General features: G+C 36.4%; 6 protein-coding genes. All 6 read left to right on the top strand.

The genetic code is table 11. The features are described 5' to 3' along the window. Window positions 1-126: 126 nt before the first annotated feature. Window positions 127-354 carry a hypothetical protein gene (locus ABY905_RS13795; protein ID WP_372644858.1) on the top strand — a complete coding sequence of 76 codons (228 nt, stop codon included), beginning with the start codon at window positions 127-129 and terminating at the stop codon, window positions 352-354. Window positions 355-1,031: 677 nt separating this feature from the next. Then, window positions 1,032-1,457, top strand: a complete 426-nt coding sequence (locus tag ABY905_RS13790) for a DUF3859 domain-containing protein (protein ID WP_372644856.1) — start codon at window positions 1,032-1,034, stop codon at window positions 1,455-1,457. Window positions 1,458-1,719: 262 nt separating this feature from the next. Beyond that, the gene (locus ABY905_RS13785) at window positions 1,720-1,995 is read left to right on the top strand and encodes a hypothetical protein (protein WP_372644855.1); all 276 of its coding nucleotides are present in this window, start codon (window positions 1,720-1,722) and stop codon (window positions 1,993-1,995) included. A 294-nt stretch (window positions 1,996-2,289) separates the two neighbouring features. Further along, window positions 2,290-4,086, top strand: a complete 1,797-nt coding sequence (locus ABY905_RS13780) for an ABC transporter ATP-binding protein (RefSeq protein ID WP_372644853.1) — start codon at window positions 2,290-2,292, stop codon at window positions 4,084-4,086. A 240-nt stretch (window positions 4,087-4,326) separates the two neighbouring features. Continuing rightward, complete coding sequence (locus ABY905_RS13775) at window positions 4,327-4,572, top strand: GlsB/YeaQ/YmgE family stress response membrane protein (protein ID WP_372644851.1); 246 nt, start codon at window positions 4,327-4,329, stop codon at window positions 4,570-4,572. 358 nt (window positions 4,573-4,930) lie between these two features. Beyond that, window positions 4,931-5,275: DUF21 domain-containing protein (locus ABY905_RS13770; protein ID WP_372644849.1), on the top strand; the 345-nt coding region annotated here is incomplete at its 3' end.

The raw sequence follows: 5,275 nt of genomic DNA, 5'->3' as shown, positions 1-5,275 counted from the left end.
TATAAGGATATGAATTTTGAGTCGTAAATATAAATATGACTTCTTCGATTTTCAATTGATAATAAAGAATGAAAGACCATACGCATCGGTTGATTAAGATGTGTACAAATTTTTAACACTAATATTATGTGGATAAGAACTCAAGATAAAGAACAGTTGATACAAACTTCAAGTTTTTCAATTACTAGAAACTATGGAGGAAAGTTGAAGTTTGCTATAGTAGGCAGTATTGCAGGGACTTCTAGCGTAAAAGTTGTAGGGTATTATAAAACAAAAACAGAAGCACTCCAAGAAATAGATATCATTCAAAAATATTTGGAGACTGGTGATACTGGCGTTTATCAGGTAAATTAAATATTTCTAAAAAAGAATGAAGGCAAACGCTATAATTCATGTGTGTTGTGCGCAGTTTGATAGTTTAGTGCAATTATCAGAAATAGGACATATGGCAAATAAATTTTGGAAGGATATACCTGAACATTTTCCATTTGTCGAATTGGATGAATGTGTAATCATGCCAAATCATGTGCACGGCATCATCATAATCAACAAACCTAATGATGGGGATATAATGATAAACGTAATGTAGAGGCGCCCAATTTGGGCGTCTCTACCACCACAATGGCATCAGAAAAATGGAACCCTGGATCCTTGGGGGTTATTATCAATCAATATAAACGAATATGTACGATAAACGCCCGAAAAATTCACGCCGATTTTGCATGGCAAAGTCGATTCCACGATCACATTATTCGGAATGATGAAAGCCTACAGAGAATTAGAGATTATATTATAAGTAATGCATTGAGATGGAGAGAAGATAAATTTTGTGATGAATAGTAGAGGTATTTCTATCTAAATACCCCTAAACAATAATGCATAAGCTGCGTCAGTTCTTTCTTAGTCAGAATAGAGTCCGTTTTTTCGAGATAAGCTTAAGGTTAACACAAATTAGAAATTGTGACAAAAAAAAATGTAGTTTTGCCGCTCTCTTTCAAAGTGGGAGCATCAAGTAGTTTAAAATGGCAATAATGGATATAAAAATAGTTGATTACGGAATTTGTAAAGCGATTGGAGAAACAAAGAAAGATATTGAACCGGGTAGTGCTACAGGATACTTTTTGCATTCCGACGATATGGAGTTTTTGGAAAGAACCGATGTCATTAATCCTAAGATAGGTTTGAGCTTTGGGATAAGTTATCAGTTCGAAAATGATTTAGAAGAAGCGGAATGGGTTGATTTTGTGTGCAGGATTAGACATCCTAAGTTGGTGAATCCAATTAGCAAGGAGCAATTTATGGTATGTACAGAAGAAAAAGATGGCTATAATGATGAGTTAGCTTATGACTTCTATACATTTGAATTTGATTGGGAAATGCAGTTTGGGGAATGGATTTTTGAGATTATCTATAAGGACAAGGTAATGTGCCAACAAGCATTTATTTTGAGAGAATAATGCAACATTCAATAAAAATAAAGAATGGTCTTCCGATTACATATCAGAAGACCATTTTGCGTTTGTAAGCTAGGTAAGGGTGCTACGCAGCTTTATACAATTGTAGCCTATGAATGCAATATGAAAATCATTCCTCGTGGAGGATACACTATCATGCTAATCTTTTTTATAGTATCTTGTGTAAAACGAAGAGCACACCTCTGCTACGCGTACTATTAGCTCTTGTGTTTAATGACTAATACCAACAAAACAAATTAGAACAATGACTTTAATAGAATTACTTGACATCGCAAAGATTCAACTAAAAGGTTTATCGGCTTTAGAAACTCCGGATTTTCGTCTTGAACAGGCCGAGTATAAAGCAAACGAGAAAATTTGGGAGATTGTGGTATCTTATTTAATTGAGAATACAAATAAAACGGCTATTCCATCAGCTGCTCTTACATCTGAACATCAATATCATAGAGTCTGTAAAAGGATTACAATAGATAAAGACAAAAATATAGTTGGGTTCTATATATATGATAGCAAAAAATGATTTTACAAAGGAATTCATTCATGAATAATACTATCGCTAAACTGGAATCCTTACTAGTTGAATCAGATTTTCTATAAGAAAAACAAACAGTAACTCTTAACCCCTGTTAGCGCAAGCTTGTAGCTCGTGCTTTGCGAATGCAAACCAAAAACCTGACAGTTTAATTTACATGATGTAGATTAAGCTGTCAGGTTTGTTTTTAGATCATAATGCCAATAAAAAACTGCCTGAAAGATCATTATCTCGGCTTATTTCCGTATTATTAAGACTGAAACCAAATAGTAACGTTAAAGAATGGCAAGAACACATACAGCAGATACATCGAATGTTCCCAAGGGGAAAATAAATAGAAGTGGCATACGAAATGCCTTTAGGCTTTATAAATACATCAAACCCTACCGTGGACAGTACTTTCTAGGGATCTTTTTCTTATTGGGTTCAAGTTTAGCGAGTCTGGCTTTCCCAAAACTGCTGGGTGATTTGGTGAATACGGGCAATAACACCACGCTGGGGCAAACTTTGAACCAAACGGCTATTTTGATTGCTCTTGTTTTAATCGTTCAGGCGACCTTTTCATATTTCCGCATTGTCTTATTCGTAAACGTAACAGAACGCTCGCTTGCTGCACTGCGACAAGCCACTTACCGCCATTTAATCAAGCTGCCCTTGCAGTTTTTTGAAAGAAGACGAGTGGGAGAGCTCAACAGTAGAATATCAGCCGATGTAATTCTTCTTCAGGAAACCATGACCAGTACTCTGGCTGAATTTATCCGACAGATTATCGTTATTACAGGTGGTATTACGCTATTGGCTATTATATCGATAAAACTAACAGCTTTTATGCTGATTACGCTACCACCTACCATGATAGTGGCGAGGTTCTTTGGTAAGTTTATTCGGAGATTCTCTAAAGATGTGCAAACCAAGTTGGCCGATTCCAATACCATCATCGAAGAAACTCTGCAAGGCATCCAATCTGTTAAGGCGTTTACGAATGAATCTATCGAAATTGCTCGATACAAAAAGAAAACCATAGAAATAGCTGATTTAGGCATGACCAGAGGCAAGTATAGAGGGGCATTTTCCTCTTTTATTATTCTCGGTTTATTTGGTGCCATTGCCGCTATGGTATGGCAAGGTTCTCGTTTATTGCAAGCTGGTGAAATGCAGGCTGGAGATTTATTTTCTTTTGTTATTTATTCTGTTTTTGTAGGGGGTACCATTAGCGGACTGGCCAATGTGTATACCAATATTCAGAAATTTATTGGAGCGACTGAAGATCTGTTCAAGATCTACGATGAAGTACCTGAAGACATTCAAGATATTAACCAGATTGATCCCAAATACAAAATGCAGGGAGAAATTAGTCTGAGAAATTTGAATTTTGCTTACCCATCAAGAAGTGAGCAAGGGGTTCTGAATAATATCAATTTAGAAATTAAAAGTAATAAGATGATCGCCCTTGTGGGGCACAGTGGTGCAGGGAAAAGTACCATGGCTTCACTTTTATTAATGTTGCACCGTCCACCCAAAAGCAGTTTGTTTTTCGATGAGCACGATAGTCATGATTTTCCTTTATCTGCCTTAAGAAGTCAGATCTCCTTAGTGCCTCAGGACATTTTTCTATTTGGAGGAAGTATCAGTGAAAACATTGCCTATGGAAAGCCTGGTGCCAGTGAACAGGAAATTTACGAAGCAGCACAAAAGGCTAATGCCTTAGAATTTATCGAGCGCTTTCCCGAAAAATTTGATACCATTGTTGGTGAGCGTGGCACCCAGCTATCAGGTGGACAACGTCAACGTATAGCCATAGCACGTGCCATTTTAAAAGACCCCAAAATATTAATTTTGGATGAAGCCACATCCTCATTGGACTCAGAATCGGAGCAGCTGGTGCAGGAAGCTCTAGAGAAACTCATGAAAGGGAGAACATCCATTGTGATTGCGCACCGCTTATCGACCGTTAGAAAGGCGGATGAGATAGTCGTATTGGAACAAGGTGAAATCGTAGAACAGGGCACGCACGACGATCTAATGAAGCTGCAAGAGGGCAAATACAACAAACTGATTCAATTGCAGTATGCGAATTAAGAAATTTAAGAACGAAATATTTTCAATAGTTAAAGCCGACTCAAGCGAGTCGGCTTTGTTGTTTTATTCTTTTTATCCACGGTAATACATTTCCCCAATTAGGTTTTTACCGAATGAATAAAAGCTTTAATAAGACATTTAAACTGATGTCTATAAAAAACGATCGATACGAGTATAATTAAAATCTTTTGTAACTTGACACAATATTTTTATGTTTTACCCTATAAAATTAAATTACCTATGGAATTAATTTGGTTTATTATTATTGGTATAGTAGCAGGTTTCCTTGCTGGTAGATTGATTAAAGGAAGTGGATTTGGCTTGATTGTTAATCTTTTGGTTGGTATTTGTGGCGCTATGTTTGGTGGCTGGTTGTTTGGAGAGCTGGGGCTCACTTTTGGATCGGGTTTATTCGGGGCCTTACTTACTGCTTTTTTTGGGGCTGCAATTTTGTTATTTATTATTAGCCTATTTAAGAAAAGATAAACAATCTACCAGGGGCTATATTTATGTTATACGACTTTCATATTTTTTTGCACTCTCTTTTTGTTTTATTGAGGATGCTAGAAGTGTAGTACAGTTCTAAAAAAAATGCCCTATGCTAGTCAATTTTTCGTTGAAAGCTCTTAATGGATCGTGAACCAAGTTGTAAGTTCTACAAGAACCATCAGGAACTGTGAAGTGATTTGTTAAATCTGAGATATTTTCAATAGTTAAAGCTGGCTCGCGTGAGTCGGCCTTTTGTTTGTCTTATTTTTTGTAATTGCTATTCAAAGTCGTGTTTAATAAAGTGCGCAAAATCATTATAAATAATCTATAATATTGTAAATTTAGAAGAAAACATATGGTCTTACTTCTGTTTTATTTATTTCTAGCTCTCGTTGTTTCCTTTCTTTGCTCTATAGCGGAGGCTGTCCTACTTTCCACACCTCAATCTTTTTTAATTGTTAGGAGCGAGGAAGGTCATAGCTGGGCCAAGACATTTGTCAAATTAAAAAGCAATATTGACAAACCTTTATCTGCAATTTTATCGCTAAATACAGTGGCCCATACCATTGGAGCAGCTGGTGTTGGTGTACAAGCCGTAAAAGTTTTTGGAGCGGCTTCGTTTGGAATTGTTTCCGCTGTTTTAACCTTATTAATTTTGGTCATCACCGAAATTATACCAAAAACAATTGGAGCCAGGTAT

Source organism: Ancylomarina sp. (assembly GCF_041555295.1).
In the GTDB taxonomy this organism is placed as follows: Bacteria; Bacteroidota; Bacteroidia; order Bacteroidales; family Marinifilaceae; genus Ancylomarina.
Note: the sequence above shows the minus strand (reverse complement) of the source record. Positions and strands in the feature narration are given on the sequence as shown.

Coding starts and splice junctions, on each gene's coding strand:
- ABY905_RS13775 (WP_372644851.1), top strand. CDS start 4,327: ATGGAATTAATTTGGTTTATTATTATTGGTATAGTAGCAGGTTTCCTT.
- ABY905_RS13795 (WP_372644858.1), top strand. CDS start 127: ATGTGGATAAGAACTCAAGATAAAGAACAGTTGATACAAACTTCAAGT.
- ABY905_RS13780 (WP_372644853.1), top strand. CDS start 2,290: ATGGCAAGAACACATACAGCAGATACATCGAATGTTCCCAAGGGGAAA.
- ABY905_RS13790 (WP_372644856.1), top strand. CDS start 1,032: ATGGATATAAAAATAGTTGATTACGGAATTTGTAAAGCGATTGGAGAA.
- ABY905_RS13785 (WP_372644855.1), top strand. CDS start 1,720: ATGACTTTAATAGAATTACTTGACATCGCAAAGATTCAACTAAAAGGT.